Annotated in this window: 20 protein-coding genes; 7 read left to right on the forward strand and 13 right to left on the reverse strand. The window is 70.9% G+C overall.

Annotated elements, in window-relative coordinates; genetic code table 11:
* Positions 1-162 precede the first annotated feature (162 nt).
* Positions 163-1,434, reverse strand: a complete 1,272-nt coding sequence (locus tag ACZ5PB_RS19380; RefSeq protein ID WP_468692634.1) for a glycosyltransferase 87 family protein — start codon at positions 1,432-1,434, stop codon at positions 163-165.
* 84 nt (positions 1,435-1,518) lie between these two features.
* Positions 1,519-2,592 carry a glutamate--cysteine ligase gene (locus ACZ5PB_RS19385; protein WP_468692635.1) on the reverse strand — a complete coding sequence of 358 codons (1,074 nt, stop codon included), beginning with the start codon at positions 2,590-2,592 and terminating at the stop codon, positions 1,519-1,521.
* 122 nt (positions 2,593-2,714) lie between these two features.
* On the opposite strand from ACZ5PB_RS19385, the gene ACZ5PB_RS19390 reads away from it, so the two are divergent.
* Both ACZ5PB_RS19390 and ACZ5PB_RS19395 read left to right on the forward strand, forming a co-directional pair.
* Positions 2,715-3,527, forward strand: a complete 813-nt coding sequence (locus tag ACZ5PB_RS19390) for a PTS sugar transporter subunit IIAB (RefSeq protein WP_468692637.1) — start codon at positions 2,715-2,717, stop codon at positions 3,525-3,527.
* A gap of 86 nt (positions 3,528-3,613) precedes the next feature.
* Positions 3,614-5,179, forward strand: coding sequence for a PTS ascorbate transporter subunit IIC (locus ACZ5PB_RS19395; protein ID WP_468692638.1), 1,566 nt, complete (start codon positions 3,614-3,616; stop codon positions 5,177-5,179).
* 26 nt (positions 5,180-5,205) lie between these two features.
* Here the strand turns inward: ACZ5PB_RS19395 and ACZ5PB_RS19400 are convergent, their stop codons facing one another.
* Together ACZ5PB_RS19400 and ACZ5PB_RS19405 are read right to left on the reverse strand one after the other, a co-directional pair.
* On the reverse strand, positions 5,206-6,096 hold the full coding sequence (locus tag ACZ5PB_RS19400) for a dioxygenase family protein (protein WP_468692639.1): 891 nt from the start codon (positions 6,094-6,096) through the stop codon (positions 5,206-5,208).
* Between the two features lie 93 nt (positions 6,097-6,189).
* Positions 6,190-7,101, reverse strand: coding sequence for a helix-turn-helix domain-containing protein (locus ACZ5PB_RS19405; RefSeq protein ID WP_468692640.1), 912 nt, complete (start codon positions 7,099-7,101; stop codon positions 6,190-6,192).
* Between the two features lie 121 nt (positions 7,102-7,222).
* Here ACZ5PB_RS19405 and ACZ5PB_RS19410 point away from each other — a divergent pair, with 121 nt between their 5' ends.
* A complete protein-coding gene (locus ACZ5PB_RS19410; protein WP_468692642.1) occupies positions 7,223-7,984 on the forward strand; it encodes an alpha/beta hydrolase in 762 nt (253 codons plus the stop codon).
* Here the strand turns inward: ACZ5PB_RS19410 and ACZ5PB_RS19415 are convergent.
* From ACZ5PB_RS19415 to ACZ5PB_RS19425, 3 genes are all read right to left on the reverse strand, one after another.
* Positions 7,981-8,892 (reverse strand): YihY/virulence factor BrkB family protein, encoded by a 912-nt coding sequence (locus tag ACZ5PB_RS19415; RefSeq protein WP_468692644.1) that lies wholly within the window; start codon positions 8,890-8,892, stop codon positions 7,981-7,983. The genes ACZ5PB_RS19410 and ACZ5PB_RS19415 overlap by 4 nt on opposite strands.
* 70 nt (positions 8,893-8,962) lie before the next feature.
* A complete protein-coding gene (locus ACZ5PB_RS19420; protein WP_468692701.1) occupies positions 8,963-9,340 on the reverse strand; it encodes a hypothetical protein in 378 nt (125 codons plus the stop codon).
* 187 nt (positions 9,341-9,527) lie between these two features.
* Positions 9,528-11,171 (reverse strand): metallophosphoesterase, encoded by a 1,644-nt coding sequence (locus ACZ5PB_RS19425; RefSeq protein ID WP_468692645.1) that lies wholly within the window; start codon positions 11,169-11,171, stop codon positions 9,528-9,530.
* Positions 11,172-11,382: 211 nt separating this feature from the next.
* Between ACZ5PB_RS19425 and ACZ5PB_RS19430 the strand changes: the two genes are divergently transcribed.
* Entirely contained in the window at positions 11,383-12,159 is a 777-nt protein-coding gene (locus ACZ5PB_RS19430) for a GNAT family N-acetyltransferase (RefSeq protein WP_468692646.1), read from the forward strand.
* Here the strand turns inward: ACZ5PB_RS19430 and ACZ5PB_RS19435 are convergent.
* Positions 12,156-14,237: a phosphocholine-specific phospholipase C gene (locus ACZ5PB_RS19435; protein WP_468692647.1), complete on the reverse strand. Its 2,082-nt coding sequence runs from the start codon at positions 14,235-14,237 to the stop codon at positions 12,156-12,158. The genes ACZ5PB_RS19430 and ACZ5PB_RS19435 overlap by 4 nt on opposite strands.
* 290 nt (positions 14,238-14,527) lie before the next feature.
* Here ACZ5PB_RS19435 and ACZ5PB_RS19440 point away from each other — a divergent pair, with 290 nt between their 5' ends.
* Positions 14,528-15,472: a TIGR01777 family oxidoreductase gene (locus ACZ5PB_RS19440; protein ID WP_468692649.1), complete on the forward strand. Its 945-nt coding sequence runs from the start codon at positions 14,528-14,530 to the stop codon at positions 15,470-15,472.
* 12 nt (positions 15,473-15,484) lie between these two features.
* Here ACZ5PB_RS19440 and ACZ5PB_RS19445 read toward each other — a convergent pair whose 3' ends face one another.
* The gene (locus ACZ5PB_RS19445) at positions 15,485-16,027 is read right to left on the reverse strand and encodes a hypothetical protein (RefSeq protein WP_468692650.1); all 543 of its coding nucleotides are present in this window, start codon (positions 16,025-16,027) and stop codon (positions 15,485-15,487) included.
* A gap of 799 nt (positions 16,028-16,826) precedes the next feature.
* On the opposite strand from ACZ5PB_RS19445, the gene ACZ5PB_RS19450 reads away from it, so the two are divergent.
* Both ACZ5PB_RS19450 and ACZ5PB_RS19455 read left to right on the forward strand, forming a co-directional pair.
* Positions 16,827-17,798, forward strand: coding sequence for a D-2-hydroxyacid dehydrogenase family protein (locus tag ACZ5PB_RS19450; protein ID WP_468692651.1), 972 nt, complete (start codon positions 16,827-16,829; stop codon positions 17,796-17,798).
* Positions 17,799-17,832: 34 nt separating this feature from the next.
* Entirely contained in the window at positions 17,833-18,300 is a 468-nt protein-coding gene (locus ACZ5PB_RS19455; protein WP_468692653.1) for a hypothetical protein, read from the forward strand.
* 133 nt (positions 18,301-18,433) lie between these two features.
* Here the strand turns inward: ACZ5PB_RS19455 and ACZ5PB_RS19460 are convergent, their stop codons facing one another.
* The 4 genes from ACZ5PB_RS19460 to ACZ5PB_RS19475 all read right to left on the reverse strand — a co-directional run bounded on the left by ACZ5PB_RS19460 (position 18,434) and on the right by ACZ5PB_RS19475 (position 23,360).
* Positions 18,434-20,023, reverse strand: a complete 1,590-nt coding sequence (locus ACZ5PB_RS19460) for an MDR family MFS transporter (RefSeq protein ID WP_468692703.1) — start codon at positions 20,021-20,023, stop codon at positions 18,434-18,436.
* Positions 20,024-20,185: 162 nt separating this feature from the next.
* Positions 20,186-20,995, reverse strand: coding sequence for an acyl-CoA-like ligand-binding transcription factor (locus ACZ5PB_RS19465; protein ID WP_468692655.1), 810 nt, complete (start codon positions 20,993-20,995; stop codon positions 20,186-20,188).
* A gap of 56 nt (positions 20,996-21,051) precedes the next feature.
* Positions 21,052-22,935, reverse strand: coding sequence for an RICIN domain-containing protein (locus tag ACZ5PB_RS19470; RefSeq protein WP_468692657.1), 1,884 nt, complete (start codon positions 22,933-22,935; stop codon positions 21,052-21,054).
* A 29-nt stretch (positions 22,936-22,964) separates the two neighbouring features.
* The gene (locus tag ACZ5PB_RS19475; RefSeq protein ID WP_468692658.1) at positions 22,965-23,360 is read right to left on the reverse strand and encodes a hypothetical protein; all 396 of its coding nucleotides are present in this window, start codon (positions 23,358-23,360) and stop codon (positions 22,965-22,967) included.
* Positions 23,361-24,022 lie beyond the last annotated feature (662 nt).

Below are 24,022 nucleotides of genomic sequence, written 5' to 3' on the forward strand. Positions count from 1 at the left end.
GGCTGTCGGTGTCCGGGCTGGCGGGTCCTCGTGGTGACTTACGCGTGCGCGGGTGGGAGGTAGTCGACCGTTAAGACTCTGGCACAGGAGGCGGGGGCCCGTAAGCCGTTTGGCAACACTCGATCCGGTGGTGCATCTGGCATATGCCATCGGCCGCCGGGTTCAGCGCCCCGTGTGCCCCACGCGTCCCGCACGCCACAGCCGTACGGCGGACAGGCCCGCCGCCGTGACCAGCAGCAGGTCCCGGACGAAGAGGTTGCCGATCGCCAGCCAGTCGGCGTCGTCCCTCAACTCCCGGTACAGCAACGGGAATCCGAGCGTCGTGAAGAGACAGGCCGCCAGGATCAGCCAGGCCGTGGGCCGCTGCGAGGTCTCCCGCCGCAGCAGACAGACCGCGGCCAGCCCGACCAGCCACACCAGGTACTGCGGGCTGATCACCCGGCTCGTCACCACGAACAGCAGTACGGCGGTCAGCGCGGCGTCCGGCAGCAGCCACGGCGCACGACGGGTCGAGCGCAGCCGCCAGTACAGCAGCCAGGCCAGCGCCAGCACGGTCAGGCACTGCATCACCAGCGACACGGTCTCCACGTACGGGCCCACGAACTCGTGCGACCCGTCCTTGGCCTTCCAGGTCCCGCTCCACCCGAAGTGCCGGGCCACGTGGAAGGGCAGCGCCCCCACCGACTCGATCTGGATGCCGCGCGACTTCTGGGCGGTGAGGAAGGACAGCGCGTGCGGCATGGACAGGGCGAAGACCGCGAGGAGTACGACCCCGGCGACCGCCGCCGACAGCCAGGACACCCGGGTGCGGCGGCCCCGCTCGGTGCCCACCAGCAGCAGCGCCGGCCACACCTTGACCAGTGCCCCGAGCGCGACCAGCGCACCGAAGGCCTTGTCCGCCCAGCCACGGGACGACGCCGCGACGGCCAGCGCCGCCATCGCCACCGCCGTCACCTGGAGGTCGAACCGGTTCCACGGCATCGTCGACAGCACCGCGAGCGCCACCGTCCACAGCCACGCCCCGCGCAGCGAACGCCCGCACCGCACCGCCAGCCACAGCAGCCCCGCCACCACCAGGGCGTCGGCGAGCGCCGCCGTCACGATGAACGCGGTCCCGTAGTCCAGCGAGGGCAGCACCCCGGGCGCCAGGATCGGCAGCGCCGCCCCGGGCGGGTACTGCCAGCTCACGTCGTGCGCGGGGAAGGTCCCCGAGGACAGCACCTCGAACCAGCCCCGGTACACCTTGTCCACCGACGGGTCGAGCGTGCCGTCCCCGTCGAGCGGCGGCAGCTTGAGCGCGGCGGGCACCAGCCACAGCCGGGTCAGCACCCAGACGGCCACCACGGTCCACGGGGTGCGGACGAGCCTGGCGAAGGCCGGGCGGCGCGCGCCGCCGGTGTCGGTGCTGCTGGTGAGGGGGGAGGGGGTGGGCATCCCTGCACTCTACGAGCCCGGCGCGGACGGCATATCGCCAGGTCGGACCGGGCGGCGGCGCCCGTCCGCCCGGTCGGGGGCCGGTCACGAGGTCGTCCGCCGCGCGCACTCCTCCACCACTGCCCGCAGGTCCCCCGTCCTGCGCAGCAACTCGCGCTGCACATGTGCGCCGTTCCCCCGCGCCAGCAGCGCGTCCAGATGCTGCTTGACCAGGTCCCAGTCGCCGCTGTCGCGCAGCGCCTCCGACACATGGCTGAGCAGTGCCCGTACGACGGTCTCGGCGGGGGCGGGCGTCAGGGTGCGCGGGTCGACCAGTTCGCCGCACAGCCCGGAGCGGGCCGCCCGCCACGACGCCAGGCGCAGGAGCCCCACCCCGGTGGGGTCCGGCGGGTCGCCCCGCACCCACTCGCGCGCCGCGGTCTCGACCAGGGCACGGACCAGGGCCGCGATCAGGACCGTGTCGTCCGCCTCCAGACAGACGTCCGGCACCCGCACCTCGACGGTCGGGTAGTGGCGGGACAGCCGGGCGTCGAAGTAGATCATTCCCTCGTCGAGGAGGGTGCCGGTCGCGAGCATCCCCTGCACCTGGGCGTGGTAATTCTGCGCGGTGCCAAACAGCCCGGTCGCCCCGGTCGACGGCCACCGCCCCCACACCCGGCTCCGGTAACTGCTGTACCGGGTGTCCTTCCCCTGCCAGAACGGCGAATTGGCGCTCAGCGCCACCAGCGGGGCCAGCCACGGCCGTATCCGGTCCAGGACCGCCACCCCCTCGTCGTCGGAGTCCACCGAGACGTGCACGTGGCAGCCGCAGGTCAGCTGCTCCAGCGCGGTCAGCCCGAACTCCTCCTCCAGCCTGCGGTAGCGGTCCCCCGAGTTGATCGACGGATCCACCGGCAGCGGGGAGGTCGCCAGGGCCGCCAGTTCGGCCCCCGCCCGGCGCGCCCCGGCGGAGGCCTCGCCGCGCCAGCGACGTACCTCCGCGGCCAGTCCTTCGATGGTGTGCCGTGGCCGGGTCGCAATCTCCAGCTGCTCCCGGTGCAACTCCTTCTCCAGGGTGGATCCGTCAGGCAGTGCTGCCAGGACGACACCGGACACGGCCCGTGGCTGCCCGGTGCTGTCGACCAGCAGAAGCTCCTCTTCCACTCCCACACTTCGCATGCGTGGCCCTTCTCGAAAGGTGGATACGTCGCGAATACGGCGGTGGCGGTACGAGTGCTCTCTTTCTCTACCCAGGTGTTCTGGTCGCGCCGCATGTTCACGACTGTGCAAATATCGACTCCATGTCGGCACTGAGTGATCTCCTTCCGTCGGAAGCGGTACGACTCGATGTCCACGCGTCGGACTGGAAGGAAGCGGTCCGGGACGCGGGCGAACTCCTCGTCGCCACCGGGGCCACCACCGCGCAGTACACCGCGGAGATGATCCGGAACGTGGAGGAGAACGGTCCGTACATCGTCATCGCGCCCGGTTTCGCCTTCGCGCATGCCCGCCCCTCACCCGCCGTGCTGCGAACCGGAATGTCCTGGCTGCGGCTGGCCGAGCCGGTGGAGTTCGGGCACGAGAGCAACGACCCGGTGAATCTGGTGGTGGCCCTGGCCGCCGAGGACGCCGCCGCGCACACCGTCGCGATGGCGTCCCTGGCCAGGCTGCTCGGCGACCCGGAATCCTCGCGGGCGCTGCACGAAGCCCCTACGCCGGAGGCACTGCACGCCGTACTCGCCGGGCAGCAGGACGTGCGTACTCCGCAGCAGGCCGCGTCTGCCGCGCCCGCGGGACCCGCCCCGGCCGGCCGGACCGCGGGACCCGCCGTCCACAAGATCCTCACCGTCTGCGGCAACGGCGTCGGCACCAGCCTCTTCCTCAAGAACACCCTGGAACAGGTCCTGGACCGCTGGAACTGGTCGAAGTACGTCAACGTCGAGGCCACCGACACCATCTCCGCCAAGGGCAAGGCCTCCGAGGCGGTCGCCATCCTCACCTCCCGCGAGATCGCCAGGACGCTCGGCGACGTGGGGGTGCCGGTGAAGGTGGTGCAGGACTTCACCAGCACCGCGGAGGTCGACGGCGTACTCCGGGACACCTACGACGTCTGACCGCTTTCGCCGCCCGAACACCTACGACGTCCGAGTTCCTGTGACGTCCGCGCACGTCACCGCCCCACCGCACGGAGGCCGCACACATGGACTGGCTCGTTTCCTTCGCGAAGTTCCTCGTCAACGAGATCCTCAGCCAACCCGCCTACCTCATCGGCATCATCACCGCCGTCGGTCTGATCGCCCTGCGCAAGTCCGCGGGCCAGGTCGTCGGCGGCGCCATCAAGGCGACGCTGGGCTTCCTGCTGATCGGGGCGGGAGCCGGGCTCGTCGTCAACTCCCTCGCCCCGCTGGGCGAGATGATCCAGGGCTCCACCGGCGCGCACGGAGTGATCCCCACCAACGAGGCCATCGTCGGCATCGCCCAGGCGCAGTACGGCGCCCGGGTGGCCTGGCTGATGATCGTCGGCTTCGCGGTCAGCCTGCTGCTCGCCCGCTTCACCCCGCTCCGGTACGTGTTCCTGACCGGCCATCACATGCTGTTCATGGCCACCCTGTTGACGATGGTGCTGGCCACCGCCGGACAGGGCTCGGTCGCCGTGGTCGTCGTCGGCGGCGTCCTCCTGGGCATCCTGCTCGTGGCGATGCCCGCCTTCGCGCACCCCTGGACCAAACGCGTCACCGGCAACAACAGCGTCGCCATCGGCCACTTCGGCACCGCCGGATACATCACCGCGGGCGCGGCCGGACAGCTGGTCGGCAAGCGCAGCCGCAGCACCGAGGAGATGAACCTCCCCGAGGGGCTGCGCTTCCTGCGCGACTCGATGGTCGCCACCGCCCTGTCGATGGTCCTGATCTACGTCATCATGTCCGTCGTCTTCCTCGCCAAGGCCGGCCAGGAGACCGCCTTCAAGGCCTTCGGCGTCGACGCGGCAGCCGCCAGCGACGTCGGCAACTACCTGATGAAGTCCGTGATGCAGGGACTCCAGTTCGGCATCGCGGTCGCCGTCATCCTCTTCGGCGTCCGCACCATCCTCGGCGAACTGGTCCCCGCCTTCCAGGGCATCGCCCACAAGCTCGTCCCCGGCGCCGTCCCCTCGCTGGACGCGCCGATCGTCTTCCCGTACGCCCAGAACGCCGTGCTCATCGGCTTCATCTCCAGCTTCATCGGTGGTCTGATCAGCCTCGGCCTGCTCACCTGGATCTTCAATCCGGCCTTCGGCCTCGCGCTGGTCCTGCCCGGCCTGGTCCCGCACTTCTTCACCGGCGGCGCGGCAGGCGTCTACGGCAACGCCACCGGCGGCCGGCGCGGCGCGGTCGTCGGCGCGTTCCTCAACGGCTGTCTGATCACCTTCCTGCCCGCCCTCCTCCTCAAGGTGCTGGGCGCCTTCGGCAAGGAGAACACCACCTTCGGCGACGCCGACTTCGGCTGGTTCGGCTCGATCGTCGGCAACGTCGCCAAGGTCGGCGGCGGCACCGCCATCGTCCTGATGCTGCTGGTCGGCGCGGTCCTCCTCGGCGGCGCGATCCTGATGCAGAAGCGGGTCGTGGAGACCGGCTGGGACCCGGGCGCCCGGCGCGACGCCGCCCTGGGCGTCCAGGCCAAGGCGGCGCCCGCCCCGGAGGACGCCGCCGCGCCCTCCGGGACGTACGCCCGCATCGCCCCGCCCGCCGGTGCCCCGGCGCCGCCGCCGAGGCCCGGCAGCGAGTAAACGGACCGGGCGACCGTGGGAGGCGGCTACACCACCCGCCAGAGTGCCGGGACGTTCGGCGGCTCCCAGCCGGGGCCCGAGGTGTGGGCCTGGAGGCAGGAGTAGGTGCGGCCGCCGTACGTCACCCGGTCGCCGGTCCGGTAGGCGGTGCCCGCCTTCCAGGTGCCGGACGGCGGCGGGGTGGTCGGCGGATCGGTGGGGCCGGGACCCTGCGGGACGTTCAGGACGAAGTCGTAACTGCCCTCCCGCACGGGACCGTTGTCGCGCATCGTCATCAGCAGGCGCGGGTCGAAGATGGTGTCGGTGTTGTTGCGCGGCTCGTTGGGGAAGTACAGCTGGGTGGTCAGGACGGGCCGGTTCGGCGCCTGCACCTTCACGTGGATGTGCCGGGTGCGGCCCGGGTAGAGGCCCGGCGCGATCGTGGTGAGGGTGAACGCGCCCTGGGCGTTGGTGAACTGGTGTCCCCGGAAGCGGAAACCGGTGTTGTCGTACGCGCCGTTGACGTCCGCCTGCCAGAAGTCCAGCAGGGCGTTGGCGATGGGCCGGCAGGCCAGCCCGAAGACGTACCCGGTGACCGTCAGCCGGGTCCCCGGCGGATTCCCGTCCAGGAGCGAGGTGCGCCGCGGTGAGTTCGGCTTGAAGTACGGGCCCTCGGTCTGCGCCGGGGTCGGGTCGTCCCCGTCGTCGCACTCGGGCGTCAGCTCAAGCGGTACGTCGCCGCTGCGCGCGGTCCTGGCCAGTGCCGGTACGCCGATGAGCGCGACCGGCACCGCCGCACCCACCGCGAGGGCGGCTCTCAGGACGGTCTTGCGGGACGGGCGGTAGGGGGTGGGGGAGGCGTCGGTGAGGGAGGCGGGGGCCGTGGGGGAGGCGGGGGAGGCGGCGTCCGAGGGGTCTGGCTGGTCCGTGGTGTCCATGGTGGGGGCGACTCCAAGTCGGCTCAGGGGAGGCGGAGTTGAGCGGTGCTCGGGTGTGCTCCGGCTCACCCCCGGGCCCGCTCCCCTGTGAACCTAGGCCGACGGATCGCCGTGTTCGATGGACGGGATGCGGTAGTCGTGGTGCATTGCACCGCTGCCGCGCCGGAAGCCGCCCGGACTGAGCCCGGTCTCGCGGCGGAAGAAGCGGCAGAAGTACGCGGCGTCCGCGAACCCGACCCCCGCCGCCACCTGCCGTACCGTCAGATCCGTCCGGGCGAGCAGCCGTTTGGCCTCGTGGGTGCGGACCTGGCGCACCAGCTGGCCCGGGGTGCGGCCGGTGGTCTGCTTCACCGCCTCGTTGAGATAACCCACGGTCACCCCGATGCGCGCCGCGCACGAGCGCACCGACCACACCTCGGGCCCCGGCCGCGCCAGCAGTCGGACGAACTCCTCGGTGACCAGCGCGGGGCGCCCGGCCGGATCGGGCCGCCGCGGGGCGGGCCCGGCCAGCCGGGACGCCCGTACCACCAGCACGTGCAGATAGGCCCGCAGCACGGACGCGAACCCGTCCTGCCCGGTGCGGTACTCGCGCTCCATGTCCGCGATCAGCCGCGCGAAGGCGGACGCGTCCTCGCCCGAGGGGCTGAACCAGGGCCGCTCGCCCAGGCCCCGCAGCAGTTCCCGGTCGCCGGGGTGGTCCAGCAGGAAGTCCTCGGCGAAGAGGATGACCCGGCCGTGCAGGTCGGTGACGTCCTCCCAGTAGTGCACCTGCCCGGGAACCACGAAGCACAGATGAGGCGGGCGCAGCTCCCAGCGCGAGAGGTCGATGACGTGCCCGCCCCGGCCGCTCGTCACGAAGACGATCTCGTAGAAGGTGTGCCGGTGCGGGAAGGAGGCCCGCGACATCGGCCCGATGGCATCGAACGAGCCCATGGCGAAAGGAAGTTGCTGGATTGCGGGCACCTCCAACCGGTGCAGTGGAACGGCGCTCTCCACGGTCTCCATCGCGACCGCACTCCTCACTTCACGCACCCGTCGGGGCAGAACTGGTCCGGACCAATGCACGATGCCATGCCGTGACCGCCACCGACAGGGCAGACTCGGCAGTCACCGACCCGGAGGCAGGATGACCAGCCGACCCACCAGCCAGCCAAGCCCCACCGGCCCGTCGGGCCAGTCCGGTCCGTCGGGCCAGTCCGGCCCGTCAGGCCCTTCAGGTCCGTCGGGTCCGCCCCGTGCGCCCGAGGCCGCCGTTCTGCTCCTGCACGGCGGACGCGAGAACGGCCTGGAGCCGCCCCCGCGACTGAACCTCCCCGGCCTGCGCATGCGCCCCTTCGCCCGCGCGCTCACCGCCCGGCCGGCAGGCCGCGACCGCGTCGTCGTGCGTACGGCCGCCTACCGGCACCGGGGCTGGAACGGTGCCCGCGCCGACCCCGTGCCCGACGCGCGGGACGCCCTGGAACGCCTGGTCGCCGAGTTCGGCCGCCCGGTCCCTGTGGTTCTGGTCGGCCACTCGATGGGCGGCCGGGCCGCCCTGCGGATCGCCGGACACCCCCAGGTGCGGGGCGTCGTCGGGCTCGCCCCGTGGTGCCCGCCGGGCGAACCCGTCGCCCACCTCGACGGCCGGGACCTCGTACTGCTGCACGGCGACCAGGACCGTACGACCAGCCCCTCGGCCACCCGCGAACTGGCGGCACGCGCCGGGCGGGCCGGTGCCCGCACCTGCGTGGTGACCGTCGGGGGCGGCGACCACGCCATGCTGCGACGGGCCGTCACCTGGCACTCCCTCACCACGTCCGTCACCCTCGGACTGCTCGGACTCGCCCCGCTGCCGGACGCGGTGGCGGCAGCGCTGGGACGCACCGAGGAAGCGGGATTCCGGGTCTAGGGATTACGGGGAGCCGGCCCCCGGCCCGCCAGCCGCCGCAGTTCCACGTTGAACTGGGCGCCCGCCAGCAACGACAGGTTCGCGAACCACACCCACACCAGGAACACCACGACCCCGGCCAGCGACCCGTACAGCCTGCTGTAACTGGCGATGTTCGTCGCGTAGAAGGCGAACCCGGCCGAGGCCGTCAGCCACAGGAACGCGGCCAGCACCCCGCCCGGCAGCGCCCGCCGCACCCCCCGCGCGACGCGCGGCCCCGTATGGAACAGGATCATGATCAGCAGGGCGACCAGGAACAGCAGCAGCGGCCACTTCAGCGCCGACCACACCGCCTCGCCCACCGCCCCCATCCCGAGCCAGTCGGCCAGGCCCCGCGCCATCGGCCCCGTCAGCACCAGGGCCACCGCGCTCGTCAGCAGCAGGAGCAGCAGGAAGATCGCGGTCACCACGTTCAGGTGCGCCTTGCGCAGCGCCGGGCGGGAGTCCTTCTCCTGGTGCATGGAGTGCATCGCCCGCCGGAACACCGCCAGATAGCTGGAGGCCGACCACAGCGAGCTGACGGTGCCGGTCACCAGCAGGATCCACAGCGCCGAGGTGCCCCTCACCGCCTGCTCCAGCGTCTCCTGGAGCGCCGCGCCCGACTCGGCCGGGGCGACCGACGCGATGTCCTGGATGAGGGACTGGGTCGCGTCGGGGTTGGCCAGACCGATCAGGGTGACGGTGACGAGCAGGGCGGGCACCAGGGCCAGGATGGCGTAGTAGGTGAGCGCCGCCGCCCAGTCGGACACGTCGTCGTTCCACACGGAGACCGGCGTGCGCCGGAGGGCCTTGCGGTAGCGCGCGAGAGCGCCGGGGGCGGGAGGAGGGCCGCTCCGGTCGGCAGGCGGTGCGGGGGGCTCACTCGGCATGGCGCGTTCTTCCGTGCATCGATCGGGCATTCGGCGGGCATTCGGCTTTGCCCCACCTTCTCACCTATGTTCACCGATGGCGCCGGGTCTCCACCCGCAGCGCGATTCCGGTCGCCACCGCGCCGACCCCCTCCCATATGCCCACCCCGAGGAATCCCGCCGGAGCACGGTCGGTGAGGACGGCGACGGTGAAGACCGTGAAGGTCAGCAGCCGGAACGGCACCGTCCAGCGGAAGAACGCCTTCCAGTCGGCCAGCGAGGCCAGCACGTAGTACACGCCCATGTTGACCGCGGCCATGGAGGACGCGGTCAGGAACGTCAGGGTGTGGTCGCCGGCGGCGCGCACGGTGCCGGGCTCGGGGGCGAAGCCCATCATCGCGAGCTGCGCGTCCGGCGCGACGAGCCCCACGACGCCGAGCGAGGTGGCGAGCACCCCGAAGACCGCCATGGTCCAGCCGGAGGGGGAGCGGGGCAGTCGCACGGAGGTCTTCGCGGAGGGTGTCGCGGGGGGCGTCACGGGGGTCGTCACAGGGTCTCGCCTATCCGGATTCGTCGCGGAACGGAATGGATCAGCCCCCATAACTACCCTGTGGGCAACCGGCGTTCGCGGGCGGGTCGGTTGCCGGGGGCGACCGTCAGCGGCGGAACTTCAGGGTGACCTCCGGGGAGGCGTTGCCGTACGCGTCCACGGCGGTCACCCTCGCCACGTACCGGGTACCGGCGGGCGCGGCCGGAACCGGAACGTCCAGGACGTTCGGGCGCGGCGCGAAGTAGTACTCGGAGAACACCTTCGAGGAGACCGCCTTCGCCCCGGTCGCCGCGTCCGCGACCTCCACCCGGTAGTGGTGCACCATCCGGTCGTCGCGCGCCTGCGCGATCCGCAGCGCGAGACCGCCCCCGGAGGCCCGTACGGCAGTCAGCGGACGGCGGTCGGTGAACACCGGGGCCACCTTGTCGCGACGGGCCGTCGTGTAGGTGAAGCCGTCCTTGATCTCCTGCGGGGTCCGCCCCTTCAGCCGCACCGTCCAGGTCCGGCCGCTGAGCGTGCCCGCGCTCGCGTACGGCGGCTGCCAGGCGGCCGACCACTTGCCGTCGGTGTAGATGTCGTGCTTGTCGGCGGCCATGTTCACCCGGGCGATCTCGGTGCGGTCCTTGTACACCTCGACGAACAGGGCCTGCGCGGTCGGCGACTCGAAGCGGTCGGCCAGGCCCTTGTCGGTGATCGCCTGGTAGCCGTGGTCCATCTCGACGTACGACATGGAGCCGTCGTTGACGGCCGTGAAGTCCCGCTGGTGGACGGACCTGTCGTCATTGAGGTTGAGGTGCGAGTGGCCGGAGAAGAGCACTGCCTGCGGGAAGGCGCTCAGGTCCTTGGTCAGCTGCGGGTTGGAGGCCTGCTGCCCGTCCATCACGGTGTCCGGGGCCGGGCGGTGGCCCTGCACTAGGACGGGCGTATTCGGGGCGGCGGCGGTGAGGGCCGCGAGCCGCTGCTTCAGCCAGCTCTGCTGTTGCGTGCTGGAGTTGTACGTCTCCGTGTTGAGCGTGAGCACGCTCAGCCCGTTGACCTTCGACTCGTAGTAGCCGCCGCCCGAGTCGGGGAACCAGGCGCGCGGGTAGTGGGCGCGGATGTCCGCGAGGGACGCGTCGTGGTTGCCGTGGGAGAGCAGCAGCTGCGTAGCGGTCATGCCCTTGCGCTTCAGGTTCGCCCCGAAGATCTCCGAGACGATCCGGTGGTCGGGGCCCTTGCCGTCACCGTTGTCGTTGATCATGTCGCCGTTGGACAGGATCGCGTCCGGCTTCGGGAAGATCGAGCCGATGGTGTCGAAGAAGCTCTCGTACTTCTTGTCGTTGTCCCGGTGGTTGCCGATGTGCACGTCGGACATCACCACCAGCCGGGCGAGCGGCTTCTCGGTGCCCTTGATCAGATAGCCGTACGAGAGGGGGATGCTGGACTGCCGCCCCCGGAAGGCGACCGCCGTGACGTTGGTGTCCGAGGTGATGCGCAGCGGAAGACCCGGTATCGCGAGCCGGCTCGTGCGCGTCGGCGTCGTCCCGTCCAGCGTGTACCGCACGACGGCCCCGCGCTCCGCCCGGAAGGTGAGCGACACGCTCCGCTCGTACCGGCCGCCGGGCTTGCTCACGGTCGGCGGAGCCAGGGTTCCGGTGGAGGCGGCTGCGGGCGCGGGCGCGGGCGTGGCGGCCGACGCCGGGGCGGGGGCCGCTGCCGGAGCCAGCAGTGCGGCGGAGGCGGCGGCGGTCACGAGCGGGGCGAATCTCATCAAGTTGCCTTGTCTGTCGTCCGGTTCGAACAGCGGCGACACTAGGCGTCGTGATCAGGTCGCCGGGGCGCAATGAGCAACGCATACATGGCATACACATGAATACCCTGCGGCGGGTATCGGCGGAGCTCACCGTGATGCCCACCCGGGGTGCTCACCCGGGCGCCGAAACTCGTTGGCGCACCGTACTGCCGCATGGTGCAGTGACCGGATGAATCTTGCAGAGGTACGAGAAGTCTTCGACACGGAAATGCGCCGCGAGGTGCCCAAGGACCGCCCCGGCATCGACCTGGAACGCACCGGCGCGGTCGTCCGGCAGACCGGCGGCGCCAACGACTGGAACGGCATCCTCTGGTCGGGGCTCACCGAGGAGACCGCCGACGCCGCCATCGCCGAGCAGGTGGCGCACTACCGCGCCCGGGGCCTCGCCTTCGAGTGGAAGCTCTACTCCCACGACGCACCCCAGGACCTGGGGGAGCGACTGCGCGCGGCGGGCTTCGAGCCCGAGGAGCCGGAGGCCGTCATGGTCGCCGCGATCGCGGACCTCCCGGCCGGCCCCGCACTCCCCGACGGCATCCGCCTGGTCCCGGTCACCGACGCGGCAGGCGTCGAACTCCTCGTACGCGCCCACGAGCTGGCCTTCGGCGAGGACTCGTCCAAGCTCGGCGCACGGCTGCTCGCCCAGCTCACCGAAGCCCCCGGGACCGTCTCGGCGGTCGTCGCCATGGCGGGGGACACCCCGGTGAGCGCGGCCCGCGCCGAGTACCCGCCCGGCACCCGGTTCGCCAGCCTGTGGGGCGGCGGCACGGTCGAGGAGTGGCGCGGCAAGGGCATCTACCGCGCCCTGGTGGCCCAGCGCGCCCGCATCGCGCAGGAGCGCGGCTTCCAGTACCTCCAGGTGGACGCGATGGACACCAGCAGGCCGATCCTGGAACGCCTCGGCTTCACCCGCCTGAGCACCACCACCCCGTACAACTACGCGCTCTAGCCGTCCACTCGGCGGGCCCGAGCCGTGGCGAGTGCGGGGTCGCTCACACCCGGCTTGCCGGTCTCCACGTGTCCGGCGAACCGGCGCAGGAAGGTGCCGTCCGTCGCGGACGTCACCGACAGGTCGTACCAGTGCTGGCCGCCCCGGACGTCCACGGTGCGCGTCACCTTGCCGCCCGCCGGGACGGTGAAGGAAACGGGCTGCCCGCCGTAGGAGTTGGCAATGGTCAGGCGGCACGCGCTGGTGGCCGCGTTGGTCGCGGTCAGAAGGAGCTGCCCACCGTTGGCCGTGTCGTGACGGACCGTCACTTCGGGGCCCGCGGTGGCTGCCGTCCCCCGGAACGTGCACAGGAAACCGTTCGGGCCGAACACCGAGAGGTCGTAACTGCCCTTGGAGTACTTGGAGTTCCAGGTGTCGGTGATCTCCTTGCCCGCCTCGGCGGTGTACGTCCACGGGCCGTCCGTACGGTTCCCCGAGGTCACGTAGAAGCCCGCCCCCGCGTCCTTGCCGCCACTGAGGGTCAGGGTGTACTTGCCTGCCGCGGGGTCGGCCTTTCCGTCCGCGTACGGGGCGTACCGCAGCGGTCGCGCAGGACGGGCGCCCGGCTCCTGCTTGGGCAGTGCCCCGGTGGCCGGCGGCTTCGGCACGTAGCTGTCGTGCCGCTCCTTGTCCGGCGGCGCGTACGCACCGGTGTCGGGCAGCTTCGCCGGCCCGGGGACGGCGAGCGAGAAGTCGAAGGCGGCCGTGAGATCACCGCAGACGGCCCTGCGCCAGGGCGAGATGTTCGGCTCGGCGACCCCGAAACGGCGCTCCATGAACCGGATGATCGAGGTGTGGTCGAGGGTCTCGGAACAGACGTAGCCGCCCGTGCTCCAGGGCGAGACCACCAGCATCGGCACCCGCTGGCCCAGCCCGTACGCCCCCGCCCCGTACTTGGCGTTGCCGCCGAAGTAGTCGAGCGAGGAGTCCACGGTGGACTTGCCCTGCGCGGCGGAGGCCGGCGGGTAGGGCGGCACGACGTGGTCGAAGTAGCCGTCGTTCTCGTCGTACGTGATGAACAGGGCGGTCCTGGCCCATACGGCGGGGTTGGAGGTGAGCGCGTCCAGCACCTTGGAGATGTACCAAGCGCCGTAGTTCGCAGGCCAGTTGGGGTGCTCGCTGAAGGCCTCGGGGGCGGCGATCCAGGAGACCTGCGGCAGCTTCCCGGCCTTGACGTCGGCGGTGAGGAGGTCGAAGAACCCGTCGCCGTTCTTGGCGTTGGTGCCGGTGCGTGCCTTGTCGTAGAGCGGGTCGCCGGGCTTGGCGTTGCGGTACGCGTTGAAGTAGAGGAGCGAGTTGTCGCCGTAGTTGCCCCGGTAGGCGTCCTCGATCCACCCCCACTTGCCGTTCGCGTCGAGACCGTCGCCGATGTCCTGGTACACCTTCCAGGACACCCCCGCCTTCTCCAGCCGCTCGGGGTAGGTGGTCCAGCCGTAGCCCGCCTCCTCGTTGCCGAGGACCGGGCCGCCGCCCTTGCCGTCATTGCCCGTGTGACCGGTGAGCATGTAGTAGCGGTTGGGGTCGGTGGCCCCGATGAGCGAGCAGTGGTACGCGTCGCAGACGGTGAACGCGTCGGCGAGCGCGTAGTGGAACGGGATGTCGTTCCGGGTCAGGTACGCCATCGTGCCCGCCGACTTGGCGGGGATCCACTGGTCGTACTTCCCGTTGTTGACCGCCCGGTGGCCGCCCGCCCAGTCGTGGTTCAGCCCCGCGATGAACTGCATGCCCAGGTCGGCGGCGTCCGGGTGGTACGGCAGCACCTCCTTGGCGCCGTCCCGCTGGTGGAACACCGACTTCATCCCGTACGGCACCACAGGCCGCGGGTCACCGAAGCCCCGGACCCCCTTCAGCGTGCCGAAGTAGTGGTCGAAGGACCGGTTCTCCTGCATCAGCACGACGATGTGGTCGATGTCCTTCATGCTGCCGGTCCGCCGGTCGGCGGGAATCGCCGCCGCCCGGTCGATGCTGCCGGACAGTGCGGCGAAACCTGCCGTGGCGCCCGATATCTGGAGGAATCGGCGACGATTGAGTTCTGGCATGAGTGTGGGAACCCTTGTCGTGGGGGGACAGAAGCACGTGGAGTGTTCCAAGAGTTCCGCAGGTAGGGAAGGGGTTCGGGGGGCCGGTGCGGGCCGGGCGGCCACTTCGTACCGACTGTTGGGCGATCAATAACCTCGGCTTTACCGAGAGTTGTCCCGAGGTGGGCGCGCGCACCGCGGAGCGCACCGCCCAGCGCCGCGCGGAGCACCTGCAGCGCCGCGCGGGACCGGGGATCCGGCCTGCTCAGGGGCGGTCTACCCTCAGGAGAACGAGACCGAGGGAGAGCCCGATGAAGATTGTCATTCCCGGGGGGACCGGGCAGGTCGGCGCGATCCTGAACCGGGCGTTCACCGCCGCAGGCCACGAGGTCGTCGTACTGACCAGGAACCCGTCGAGACCGGGCGAGATCGCCTGGGACGGGCGGACGCTCGGCCCGTGGGCCGAGGCGGTCGACGGCAGCGACGTCGTGATCAACCTGGCGGGCCGCAGCGTCAGCTGCCGCTACACCGACGCCAACATGCGGGCCATGATGGACTCGCGCGTGCACTCCGCCGAGATCGTCGGCGCAGCCGTCGCCGCCGCCGCGAAGCCGCCGGCGCTCTGGCTCCAGATGAGCACCGCGACCGTCTACGCCCACCGCTTCGACGCGGCCCACGACGAGGCGACCGGCATCATCGGCGGCAACGAACCGGACGTACCGGACTACTGGGAGTACAGCGTCCGCATCGCCAGGAACTGGGAGCGCGCCCAGGAGACGGCCGCCACCCCGCACACCCGCAAGGTCGCCCTGCGGGCGGCCATGGTGATGAGCCCCGACCGGGGCGGGGTCTTCGACGTGCTGCGGCGGATGACGCGCCTCGGGCTCGGCGGGCCGGTGGCGGGCGGCGCGCAGTACCTCTCCTGGATCCACGACCGGGACGTCGTACGGGCGGTCGAGTTCCTGATCGCCCGGGACGACATCGAGGGCCCGGTCAACCTGGCGGCCCCGGAGCCGCTGCCGCACCGGGAGTTCATGCGGGCGCTGCGCGGGGCGGTGGGCATGCCGGTGGGGCTGCCTGCGACGAGGTGGATGGCGTCGGTCGGCGCGTTCGTCCTGCGTACGGACACCGAGCTCCTCTTCAAGAGCCGCCGGGTCGTCCCCGGCCGGCTTCTGGAGGAGGGCTTCACTTTCGAGCACCCGAGGTGGCGGGAAGCGGCCGGGGACCTCGTACGGAGGGCACGGACGGAACGCTGAGCAGGCGTGACGTCAGCGGCCGAGAGCCGCGGCCCACACCTGCCGGGCCACTACGTCAGGATCGGCATCACCCGCCACGACCAGGTCGCAGTCGTGGCGCACCGGCTCGACGTGCTTCTCGTGGGCGTCGCGCCGGTGCAGGAGGTAGTTCCGCAGGAGTACGTCGAGGGGGAAGCCGTCGCGCAGACACTTGCGCTGGATCTTCCTGGCCAGCCGCAGATCGGCGGCGAGATCGACGAACACGTCGAACCGGGGGAAACGCTCCGGTACGACGACCTGCCGGGCGAAGAGACCGTCCACGACGACGGCGGCGGCGGAGCCGAGGCCCTCCGCAACATCCCGGCAGAGCCGAACCATGTCGACGGACCGAGGATCACCGACATCCAGCCGAAGCGTGCCGCTCTCATCGGGCGCCCAAACTCCCTGGCCCGGGTCCTGGAAGTAGTAATCGTCGGCATGCAGCACCCGCACGGGACCGAAGGACGCGGCGGCGGCCAGCGCGACGGCGAGAGTGGTCTTCCCGGCCCCGGAACCGCCGGTCAGCGTTACCAACATGATGGTCGGGGCCTTTCGTCGTTGCACGAACGGAGTACCCGAGCGTCGCACAGCAAGCAGAGCGGGCTTGCGCCGGGACGAGGAGAAGGGTCCGCGGGGGGCGTGCGCCTGCGGCGGACGGATGCCCCTCACCGCTGGCCGCGGGGCTCAAGTGTGTGTGCCAGACGAGGACCGAAGGCGTGACCGCCCACAGCCAGTCACGGCGGTGCCCGTCCGGACGCCGCCCACCCCTAGCACGACGCCCCCGCCGAGCCCTCTTGGCCGGGCAGGCCCGGCCACGTGGCCCCGCCCTCCCGGGCGGCAGAACCGCCCACGTTGCCCTACCCTCTCGGGCGCCGGAACCGCCCACGGTGCCCCGCCCTCTCGGGCGGCGGAACCGCCCACGGTGCCCTGCCCCCTCAGTCGGTGCATCCGCCTTGCGCCCTAGCCCCCTCAAGCGGTGCATCCGCCCTTAAGCCCTAGCTCTCTCAGGCAGCGGGGCCGCCCTTACCCCGCCCTCCTAGCCCTCTTGGGCGGCGGAGCCGCCCCTCCGTTGCCCCGCCTCCTTGGGCGGCGCCCCCGCCCCCACCCGTTGCCCCGCCTCCTTGGGCGGCGGGGCCGCCCCCGGGGGCGGGACGGGCGGGCAAGGGGGCGGCCCCGGCGGAGCCGAACGACCCGCCCCCGCCCCACCTACGCCGTGGCCCCCAACCACCGCCACCCCATGGACTCCCCACCCCCAACCGCCGATCATGAAATGGTCCGGCCCGGCCCGGCCCGGGCCAACCACCCCCACCCACCTCCCAGGAGCGTCCCCACCCCCATGAAGCTCCGCTGCGCCCTCCTCACCGACTTCCAGTCCGCCGCAACCACCCTCGCCGACTGGACCCCCCTCTCCGACGAAGTCGAAGTAGTCACCTTCCAGCACCACTTCCCCGACGAAGACACCCTCGCCACCGCCCTCGCCGACTTCGACATGGTCGTTACCCTCCGCGAGCGCGTCCCCTTCCCAGCCTCCCTCCTCGCCCGCCTGCCCCGCCTCCGCCTCCTCGTCGCTTCCGGAATGCGTAATTCCGTCATCGACTTCACCGCCGCCGAACACCACGGAGTCACCGTCTGCGGCACCGCCAGCTCCTCCACCCCACCGGTCGAGCTCACCTGGGCGCTCCTCCTCGGCCTCGCACGCGGCATCGTCACCGAGTCCAACTCCCTCCGCGAGGGCGGCCCCTGGCAGTCCACCGTCGGCGCCGACCTGCACGGCCGCCGCCTCGGCCTCCTCGGCCTGGGCAAAATCGGCAGCCGCGTCGCCGCCGTCGGCCTCGCCTTCGGTATGGAAGTCCACGCCTGGAGCCAGAACCTCACCACCGAACGGGCCGACGCGGTCGGCGTCCACCACGCCCCCTCCAAGGAAGAGCTCCTCGGCACCAGCGACTTCGTCTCGGTCCACCTGGCCCTGAGCGACCGCACCAGAGGCCTCCTCGGCGCCCCGGGACTCGCCCTCATGCGCCCCGCCGCCTACCTGATCAACACCTCCCGATCCGCCATCGTCGACCAGGACGCCCTCCTCGCCGCCCTCCACGCGGGCACCCTCGCCGGAGCGGGCGTCGACGTCTTCGACACCGAACCCCTCCCGGCCGACGACCCGATGCGCACCGCGCCCCGCCTCCTGGCCACCCCGCACCTCGGCTACGTATCGGACGCCAACTACCGCACGTACTACGGCCAAGCGGTCGAGAACATCCGCGCCTACCTCGACGGCAACCCGATCCGCGTCCTCGGCGGCGGACCGTCCTGACCCCGGCCCCCGCCCGCCAGGAGAGACTTGCCCCATGGCCGCAGCTGACCCCGCACCCCCCTTCACCCCCGCCCACGGAGACGGCCCCCTGCCCGCCGAGCCGCCCGAGCAGCGGGCCGCCGCGGTCCGGACCGCGTTCGAAGGGCTGCGGCAGATCCGCCGGATCACCATGGGCTCGGAGACGACACCCGCCCCCTGGGAACTCCGCCAGTTCCTCAATGCCGTGGCCCTCGCCCTGGAAGCCGCCCCCCTGCCCCCTTCCGCCACCGACCCCGACGGCGCCCGCACGGCAACCGGCTACCGCGTCCGCCCCGGCGACGAACCGCACACCGCCGCCGTCGAATGGCTCGGCCCGCGCGGCAGCGGAGCCGCCGACGAGGAGTACGACCGACTCACGTACGGCACCGAAGTGCTGACCGCACTCGGCTGGGACGCGCTGCTCTACCGAGGCCCACGCCGCCGCTGGTTCGTCGAGGTACGCCCGCCGCACGGGACCGCGTAGCCCCGAGCACCCCCCACGACCCCCCAGGAAGCGTGGGAAAGCGGACGGCCCCGGCCGCCCCCTACTGGGGGCCACCGGGGCCGTCCGCATCTCACGTCACGTGACACCACGACGAGCCGCGCCAAGCACATCCTCAGCCGACCGACGTCGACGACGCGGCCTTGTCACCGCTCGCGCCTCCGGCCTGAGCAGCCTCCGCCGCCTCGGCCTCCTCCGCGAGCCGTTCCATACCGCTGGTCGTCTTCAGCGGCTTCTCCTTGATGAAGAGCACCGCGACCAGCGCCAGCGCCGCGAACGGTGCTGCGTACAGGAAGAGATCGGCGGTCGCCAGCGCGTACGCGTTCTCCACGATGTCGCGGATCGGCGCGGGCAGCTTCGTCATGTCCGGTACGGACGCTTCGCTCTCGCCACCGGCCGGCACCGGAATGCCCGCCGCCGTCATGCCCTTGGTCATCTCGGTCGCGACCCGGTTGGCCAGCACCGCACCCAGGGCGCTGACACCGATGGTGCCGCCCATGCTGCGGAAGAAGGACAGCACGGAGGTGGCGGCACCCAGCTCGGATGCGGGTACGTCGTTCTGCGCGGCCAGCACCAGGTTCTGCATCAGCATGCCGACGCCGATGCCGAGGATCGCCATGTACAGGCTGAGCAGACCGAAGTGCGTGTCGGCGTCGATCGTCGCCAGCAGGCCGAGACCGGCGGTCATGATGACCGCGCCCGCGACCAGGTACACCTTCCACTTGCCCGTCTTGCTGATGATCTGGCCCGCGACGGTGGAGGACACCAGCAGACCCAGGATCATCGGCAGGCTCATCAGCCCCGCCACCGTCGGCGTCTTGCCGAGCGCGATCTGGAAGTACTGCGACAGGAAGACCGTGCCACCGAACATGGCCACACCCACGAGCAGGCTCGCGACCGTGGTCAGCGTGATCGTGCGGTTGCGGAAGATGGTGAGCGGAATGATCGGCTCCGGCACCCGCGCCTCGACGAACACCGCGGCGGCGAGCAGCAGCACACCACCACCGGTCAGCGCGGCCGTCTGCCAGGAGGCCCAGTCGAACTGGTGGCCCGCCAGCGAGGTCCAGATCAGCAGCGCACACACGCCCGCCACGATCAGGAACGCACCCAGGAAGTCGATCTTCACTTCACGCCGGACGGTCGGCAGCTTCAGCGTGCGCTGCAGCAGCACGATGCCGAGCAGCGCGAACGGAACACCGATGAAGAAGCACCAGCGCCAGCCCAGCCAGGAGGTGTCCACGAGCACGCCGCCGATCAGCGGACCGGCGACCGTACCGACAGCGAAGACGGCGCCGAAGATACCGGCGTACTTGCCCAGCTGACGGGGCGGAATGATGGCGGCCATCACGACCTGCGCGAGCGCGGTCAGACCACCGGCGCCGATGCCCTGCACGACACGGCTGAAGATCAGCAGCCCGACCTCCTGCGAGAACCCGGCGAGCAGCGAGCCCACCACGAACATCACCAGGGACAGCTGGAGCAGCAGCTTCTTGTTGTAGAGGTCCGAGAGCTTGCCCCACAGCGGGACGGTCGCCGTCATGGCGAGCAGCTCGGAGGTGACGACCCAGGTGTACGAGGACTGGCTCGCGCCGAGGTCCGCGATGATCCGGGGGAGTGCGTTGGCCACGACCGTGCCGGCCAGGATGGCGACGAACATGCCGGCCATCAGCCCGGACATGGCCTGGAGTATCTGCTTGTGGTTCATGGAGGTGGGCGCCTGTTCGGGCGCCTCGATTGCAGTCAAGGTGTCCTTCTTTGGATGTCGATCCGAGGATCGGGCAGGAAATCTGGAGAACTCGGCGAACCTGATCGGGCAATCGAGGGCCCGGTCGAGCAGGTGGTTGAGAGGCCGACCGGGCAGCCCGGCTCAGCGCACCACGACGTCCGAAGCCGAAGCCGACTCCGCAGCTGGAGTCGAAGCCGCGGCCGGAGTGGAATCCGGAGCCGGAGCCGGAGTTGAAGCTGCGGCCGGAGCCGACGCCGGAGCCTGAGCCGGAGTGGAATCCGGAGCCGACGCCGCAGCTGGAGCCGAAGTCGCAGCCGGAGTCGAAGCCCGGGCTGCTCCCGGCGCCGCAAGCCCCGACGAGAGGTGCTCGAAGGCCTCGCCGAAGACCTCGGCGAAGTCGACCCCCGGCGGCCGCTCGCACCAGGCCTCGACCGAGGCCCGGATGGCGGCGGTGGCCACCGAGGCGACCAGTCGCGGATAGAGCCCGAGCTCGTCCCCCTCCGCACCCCCCAGCCGTTCGGCGACCGCCTGCGCGAGCTCCCGCTCCTCGGCCATATGGGCCCCGAGGCCCCGCGCGAGGAGGTACGGGGACCGCTGGAAGACCTTGGCCCGCAGGCTCCAGATCTCGTGGCGCTCCGCCACGTCCGCCAACTCCGCGAGGAACGCCTCGCGGAGCACGTCGAGCACGGGGACCTCGGCAGGCGCCTCACGCACCGCACGCCTGATCCGCTGACCGACTTCGGCGTCGATCATGAGGAAGGCGTCGTCATGGCTGTCGAAATAGTTGAAGAACGTGCGCTCCGAGACCCCTGCCGCACTGCTGATCGCCTCGACGGTGACGTTCTCCGCCCCGTGCTCGGCAGCCAGCCGCACCGCGGCATCCGCCAGTGCCGCCCGGGTGGCCCGCTTCTTGCGCTCACGGAGCCCGGGCACGCCGTCATTGCTCTTCACGCATTGCAGATTACGCAAAAATGCAGAGCCTGCAAAATTAATTCCCGACCAGTTCCTCAGCCGAGCTGCCACCGCTGGTTGGCCCCGCCGTGCCACGTCCACTGGATGATCCGGACCCCGTCCGCCGAGGAACCCCCGGCGACATCGAGCACCTTGCCGGAGTGCTTGGCGACCAGCCGTACGAACTTGTCGCCGACCTCCTCGAGCCGGAAGCGCTGGTTGTCGCCCCCGTTCCACTCCCACTGCACGAGCCTCGCCCCGTCCGCAGTCGAGGCACCGTACACGTCGAGCACCTTGCCCGAGTGCTTGGCCACCAGCCGTGCGTACCCGTCGGCCAGACGCTCGATCAGGAACTCCTGGTGCTCCCCGCCGTGCGGCGTCCGCTGAACGGCCTGCGCCCCGTTGCTCTTGGACGCCCCGTCCACCTCGACGGCCCTGCCGGAGTGCTTGGCCAGCAGCGGCGTACCCCGGTAGCTCCACCGCTGGTTCAGCCCGCCGTGCCACGGCCACTGGACGAGCGCCGCCCCGTCGGCGAGCGACCCTCCTGACACGTCGACGGCCTTGCCCGAGTGCTTGGCGATCAGCCGTACGTCGTGTTCGCCGACCGGCTCCAGCCGGAACCGCTGGTGATCACCCCCGTTCCAGGCCCACTGCACGAGCGGCGCTCCGTCCGACTTCGACGCGTTGGCCACGTGGAGGACCTTCCCGGAATGCCGGGCGACCGCCCGCAGGTACCCGTCGCCGACCGCCTCCAGCCGGAAGCGCTGGTTGTCACCGCCGTGGAACCCCCACTGGATGGCGGCCACCCCGTCACCCGCCGTGGACCCGGTGATGTCGACGACCTTGGCGGAGGCCCGGCTGATCAGCGGGGTGTCCAACCACAGACCGAGGTGCGCCGGGGTGAAGGCACAGAAGGAGAAGTCGTTGCTCCGCATCAGACAGGCGACCCCGCCGCCGGGCGCACAGTTCTCGCAGTTGCTGTTCGGCATCGCGAACCGGCCCCACGAGCCCCCGCAGTCACAGCCGCTGCTCGCGTACTCGTCCGGCGCGTTGAATACGTGCCCGGTCTCGTGCGCGAAGACCCGGTCGATGTTGTCGGGACCCCAGCCGTCGTTCGCGTAGTCCATGACCAGATACGGACCCCCGATGAAGGCGTACGCGAAGTGGACCACGGGGTACTTGGTGACGAAGGCGACGTACGTCCACCGCGTCCCGAGCGAACTGCGCAGATGCTCGGCGTACCGCAGCACACCGGCCCCGCCAGCCGGATACCCGAGCGCGGCCAGTGCCGGATCCCGCCAACGTGCCTCCAGATCACCGGCGTTGGGGTCCGGAGTCACCGCGAGCGAGACCACGTGCAGGTCGTAGTGGAAGGACAACCCCGCCCGGGGCGCCGCGGAAGCGAGCCACCCGAGCCCGTTCTGCACCTCGGCCGCGACCTTGGTCCGCTCGGCCGCACTGAACTTCAGCGCGGCCGTCGGCCCCTCGACGATGACGATCCCGACCGCCACGCTCCCCTCCAGACAGGAGCTGGTCGGCCCGGCAGCACCGGGTGCGGCCGCAGCCGCCCGAAGGTCGGGCGGCTGCGGCACCACCGACGTACAGCCCGCCATGTCCCAGCTCTCTCCGCTCCGGGGCCGCGCCTGCTTCGCCGAGCGGTACTCGGCCGACTCCCGCATCCGCAGGGCCTCCGCGCCCAGCCGCTCCAGCGGACTGAGCTCCGACAGCTCCGAGGTACTGAGCGCGGACGCGCGCCGCAGTTCCGGTTCCTCCCGTACGGGGCCGGGGCCCGTCGCACCGGGCGCGAGGTCCTCCGGGCGGCGCTGCACGATGCCGACCCTGCCGTAGTGGTGCACCACCCGCCCGGAACCCTCGGGTGCATCCGCGGCGGTCGTCGCACTGATCGTGATCCCCTCAAGGACACGCAGGTCACCGGCCATCGTTCCTCCCCCTCCCTACTCCCTGCTTCCTACGCGGTGCCGCCACCGGGGCGGTCGGGCGGCAGGAACCCGGGCGCGTCCCAGTCGAGACCCTCCCCGGGACGCCGCTTGGGGCGGGCCCGCGCCCGCCAGGCGGCAACGAACAGCCGCTCCTTCTCGTCGAGCCCGCCCGCACCGGCGGACAGCTCCGCCTCCGGATCCGTGTGTACGAGAGAAACGCCGGGCACCGCCCGCAACGCCGCCACGAGCTCCGCATCCCCGGCCCGCACCAGCACCAGCCGGCGCGACAGCACCTGGGTCACCCGCCCCACCGCACGCAGCGCGGCCAACGGGTCTGCGGCTGTTTCCCCCACCGGGACCGGATCGAGCACGACCAGGAACTCGTCCACGGGGACGGGGACGGGGTCGGGTACAGGTACGGACATGGGCAACACCCCTCGTGTGGGGGAGTGTGCTCCCGCCACGTGCGGGCGGCAAGGAACGTGCAGGCCAAGTACGCGCACAGATACGGCAGGGCAGGGGCGGGTTGACGCGGCCCGGCGGGATCCGTATAGTTCTTCGGGTTGTCCTATGTGAGCACCGGTTACGACTGGCCTGAGGGCAGCCATCCACAAGTAGGAACACGATCAATTCACGCGACGTCCGTCGCTTTCTTTTTCGTGCCCTATTTCGTGAATGAGGATGCCGAAACCCCGATTTGGTTCGGGCGACCGGAATCCGCTAATGTCTCACTCGTCGGAACGGCCCAACAGCCGCAAAGACAAACCCGAGTTCGACCGGAAATCAGGCCCGAAAGGATCTGATAGAGTCGGAAACGCAAGAACAAAAGAAACACCGAACGAAATCGTCCGGAGGAAAGCCCGCGAGGGTGAGTACAAAGGAAGCGTCCGTTCCTTGAGAACTCAACAGCGTGCCAAAAGTCAACGCCAGATTGACAACCCCGTCCACTTCGGTGGATGAGGTTCCTTTGAAAAAGACCCACACGGCCCCTTGGGGTGCGGGTGGGCAACACTAGCGAGGACGCAGTGAACAACCGGCCTTATTCCGGCCGTGGTTGTTCCGCTCTTCCGATGTGTGAACCCGATTA

Source organism: Streptomyces sp. NPDC032721 (genome assembly GCF_055579625.1).

Bases quoted from the DNA above. Each gene is read 5' to 3' on its own strand.
- ACZ5PB_RS19380 (WP_468692634.1), bottom strand. From the start codon at position 1,434: ATGCCCACCCCCTCCCCCCTCACCAGCAGCACCGACACCGGCGGCGCG.
- ACZ5PB_RS19385 (WP_468692635.1), bottom strand. From the start codon at position 2,592: ATGCGAAGTGTGGGAGTGGAAGAGGAGCTTCTGCTGGTCGACAGCACC.
- ACZ5PB_RS19390 (WP_468692637.1), top strand. From the start codon at position 2,715: ATGTCGGCACTGAGTGATCTCCTTCCGTCGGAAGCGGTACGACTCGAT.
- ACZ5PB_RS19395 (WP_468692638.1), top strand. From the start codon at position 3,614: ATGGACTGGCTCGTTTCCTTCGCGAAGTTCCTCGTCAACGAGATCCTC.
- ACZ5PB_RS19400 (WP_468692639.1), bottom strand. From the start codon at position 6,096: ATGGACACCACGGACCAGCCAGACCCCTCGGACGCCGCCTCCCCCGCC.
- ACZ5PB_RS19405 (WP_468692640.1), bottom strand. From the start codon at position 7,101: ATGGAGACCGTGGAGAGCGCCGTTCCACTGCACCGGTTGGAGGTGCCC.
- ACZ5PB_RS19410 (WP_468692642.1), top strand. From the start codon at position 7,223: ATGACCAGCCGACCCACCAGCCAGCCAAGCCCCACCGGCCCGTCGGGC.
- ACZ5PB_RS19415 (WP_468692644.1), bottom strand. From the start codon at position 8,892: ATGCCGAGTGAGCCCCCCGCACCGCCTGCCGACCGGAGCGGCCCTCCT.
- ACZ5PB_RS19420 (WP_468692701.1), bottom strand. From the start codon at position 9,340: ATGGCGGTCTTCGGGGTGCTCGCCACCTCGCTCGGCGTCGTGGGGCTC.
- ACZ5PB_RS19425 (WP_468692645.1), bottom strand. From the start codon at position 11,171: ATGAGATTCGCCCCGCTCGTGACCGCCGCCGCCTCCGCCGCACTGCTG.
- ACZ5PB_RS19430 (WP_468692646.1), top strand. From the start codon at position 11,383: ATGAATCTTGCAGAGGTACGAGAAGTCTTCGACACGGAAATGCGCCGC.
- ACZ5PB_RS19435 (WP_468692647.1), bottom strand. From the start codon at position 14,237: ATGCCAGAACTCAATCGTCGCCGATTCCTCCAGATATCGGGCGCCACG.
- ACZ5PB_RS19440 (WP_468692649.1), top strand. From the start codon at position 14,528: ATGAAGATTGTCATTCCCGGGGGGACCGGGCAGGTCGGCGCGATCCTG.
- ACZ5PB_RS19445 (WP_468692650.1), bottom strand. From the start codon at position 16,027: ATGTTGGTAACGCTGACCGGCGGTTCCGGGGCCGGGAAGACCACTCTC.
- ACZ5PB_RS19450 (WP_468692651.1), top strand. From the start codon at position 16,827: ATGAAGCTCCGCTGCGCCCTCCTCACCGACTTCCAGTCCGCCGCAACC.
- ACZ5PB_RS19455 (WP_468692653.1), top strand. From the start codon at position 17,833: ATGGCCGCAGCTGACCCCGCACCCCCCTTCACCCCCGCCCACGGAGAC.
- ACZ5PB_RS19460 (WP_468692703.1), bottom strand. From the start codon at position 20,023: ATGAACCACAAGCAGATACTCCAGGCCATGTCCGGGCTGATGGCCGGC.
- ACZ5PB_RS19470 (WP_468692657.1), bottom strand. From the start codon at position 22,935: ATGGCCGGTGACCTGCGTGTCCTTGAGGGGATCACGATCAGTGCGACG.
- ACZ5PB_RS19475 (WP_468692658.1), bottom strand. From the start codon at position 23,360: ATGTCCGTACCTGTACCCGACCCCGTCCCCGTCCCCGTGGACGAGTTC.